We start from the raw sequence: 2,211 nt of genomic DNA on the forward strand, positions 1-2,211 counted from the left end.
TCCGCCGAGGGGGAGCGTACCGGTCCGACCGGTACGCGCCCCCTCGGCGTATCAGCCGTCAGCGACCCTCGTCAGCCGACCTCCGCCAGCCAGGCCTTCATGACGGCGTCGAAGCGCTCCGGCTCCTCGACGTGCGGCATGTGGCTGGACTGCTCGAAGAGCTCCCAGCGGGCCCCGGGGATGTGGTCGAGGAACGGCTGGATGGTCGCCGGGGTGGCCTCGTCGTACGCGCCCGAGATGATCAGGGTCGGGACGGCGACGGCCGGCAGCCGGTCGATGACCGTCCAGTCCTTCAGGGTGCCGATGACGTGGAAGTCGTTGGGTCCGTTCATGGTGCCGTAGACCGTCGGGTCGCTCTGCAGCTCCAGCAGGGTGGCGGCGACCTCGCGCGGCAGCGGGTTCGCCCGGCAGACGTGGCGCTGGTAGAAGGCGTACACGGAGCGCTGGTACTCCGGGTGGTCGAACGCCTCGGTGGCCTCGTGGCGGCGCAGGGCGTCGCGGTGCACCGGCGGCATCGCGTCCTTGAGACCTTCGCACGCCGCGCGCCACAGCGGCATGGAGGCCGGGGAGTTGGCGATGACGAGGCCGCGCAGGCCTGCGGGGCGGCGGACGGCGTGTTCCGCGCCCAGCATGCCGCCCCAGGACTGCCCGAACAGCAGGTAGTCGTCGGCGATGCCGAGGTGGGCGAGGAGGTTGTCCAGCTCGGCGAGGAAGAGGTCGACGGTCCAGAAGTCGGCGCCCCGGTCGTGCAGCCGGGTGGAGCCGCCGTTGCCGATCTGGTCGTAGTGGATCACCGGCCGGTTGGTGGAGGCCGCGAGTTCGGTCATCCGCAGCAGGTAGTCGTGGGTGGATCCCGGGCCGCCGTGGGCGACGACGAGCGGGGTGCGCCCGGTGTGCAGATCGCCGGTGACCCGGAACCAGGTGCGGTGGCCGCGGAAGGGGGCGGTGCCCTTCTGGGTGGGGGCGGGGAACATCGTGGAGTACCTCACGTCTCGGCTCGGCGATAGCGATAGCGATAGCGATGGGGAGAGCGGAACGACATCGGCGCCGCCCGCGGGAGGGTTCCCCGCTGGCGGCGCCGGTGCCGGCGGCCGGGCGCCGTTCAGGCCCTGGCGGCCTCACGGCGGGAGTTGAGGATGACGGCCCCCGACAGGACGACCGTCCAGCCGGCCAGTACCAGCGCGGCGACGAGGGTGCGGGTGCCGTGCAGCAGGGCGCCGTGGCCGATGTCGGCGAGCCAGTAGCTCGGCAGGGTCTTGACGACCGCGGTCAGCCAGCCCGGGAATCCCGTGGTCGGGAGGAGCAGCCCACCGAGGAAGCCGAAGAGCAGCACCAGCCCCTGGAGGTACATCTGCTGCTGCTCGACGGCCACGTACAGGCCGATGACCAGGCCGAGCACCGCGCACGGCAGGGCCGCGATCCAGATGCCCAGGGTGATCTGCAGCCAGCCGGCGACGGAGAGGTGCACGTCCTGGAGGGTGGCACCGGCCAGGGCGACGAAGAGCGGGCCGGGCAGCGCCACGATCATGCTGACGACGATCTTCGACAGCAGGTAGTTGCGCGGCAGCAGCGGGGTGAGCCGCAGCTGGCGGTGCCAGCCGATGGAGCGCTCGTGGGCGACCCTCGCGCTGGTGTGCATGGAGGAGGTGAAGGCGCTGTACGCGGCGAGGCTGCACATCAGCCAGGCGCTGTACGTGATGCCGTTGGAGTGCGGGATCACCTGGTTCTTGTAGAGCATGCACTCCATGAGGTAGAGGCCCACGGGCAGCACGATCGCGAAGATGATGAAGCGCGGGCCGCGGAGCATCCGCTTGATCTCGATGGACAGGTAGCCGGTCATGCGGCGTCCTCCTGCACGTCCGTCTCGTCGGCGGCGGTCAGCGAGAGGAACGCCTCTTCCAGGCCGCTGGCGCTGATCTCGATGTCGTACGCGTCGGGGTAGGTGGTGAGCAGGGCGCGCAGGCTCTTGTCGGAGTCCTCGCAGTGCAGTTCGACGCGGCCCAGGCGCAGGGCGGCGGCCGTCACGCCGGGCAGCGCGCGCAGGTCCGCCTCCTTCGCGTCGGGGACCGAGGCGCGCAGCACGCGGCCCGTGGTGAGGGCGCGGATCTTGGCGACGGTGCCGTCGGCGGCGATCTCGCCACCGCGCATGAGGACGACGCGGTCGGCGAACTCCTCGGCCTCGTCGAGGTAGTGGGTGGCGAAGACCACGGT

General features: G+C 71.1%; 2 protein-coding genes and 1 pseudogene. All 3 read right to left on the minus strand.

Features of this window, described 5'->3' with window-relative positions:
* Positions 1 to 71 precede the first annotated feature (71 nt).
* On the minus strand, positions 72 to 974 hold the full coding sequence (locus O3X23_RS28020) for a proline iminopeptidase-family hydrolase (protein ID WP_269274366.1): 903 nt from the start codon (positions 972 to 974) through the stop codon (positions 72 to 74).
* A 128-nt stretch (positions 975 to 1,102) separates the two neighbouring features.
* Positions 1,103 to 1,840: an ABC transporter permease gene (locus O3X23_RS28025; RefSeq protein WP_138357912.1), complete on the minus strand. Its 738-nt coding sequence runs from the start codon at positions 1,838 to 1,840 to the stop codon at positions 1,103 to 1,105.
* A pseudogene (locus O3X23_RS28030) lies at positions 1,837 to 2,211 on the minus strand (ABC transporter ATP-binding protein); the annotation flags it as partial. The gene O3X23_RS28025 and the pseudogene O3X23_RS28030, both read right to left, overlap by 4 nt.

It is taken from the genome of Streptomyces sp. H39-S7 (genome assembly GCF_027158205.1).
In the GTDB taxonomy this organism is placed as follows: Bacteria; Actinomycetota; Actinomycetes; order Streptomycetales; family Streptomycetaceae; genus Actinacidiphila.

What these genes read in the sequence shown, in the direction of transcription:
- O3X23_RS28025 (WP_138357912.1), bottom strand. Translation starts at nt 1,840, where the DNA reads ATGACCGGCTACCTGTCCATCGAGATCAAGCGGATGCTCCGCGGCCCG.
- O3X23_RS28020 (WP_269274366.1), bottom strand. Translation starts at nt 974, where the DNA reads ATGTTCCCCGCCCCCACCCAGAAGGGCACCGCCCCCTTCCGCGGCCAC.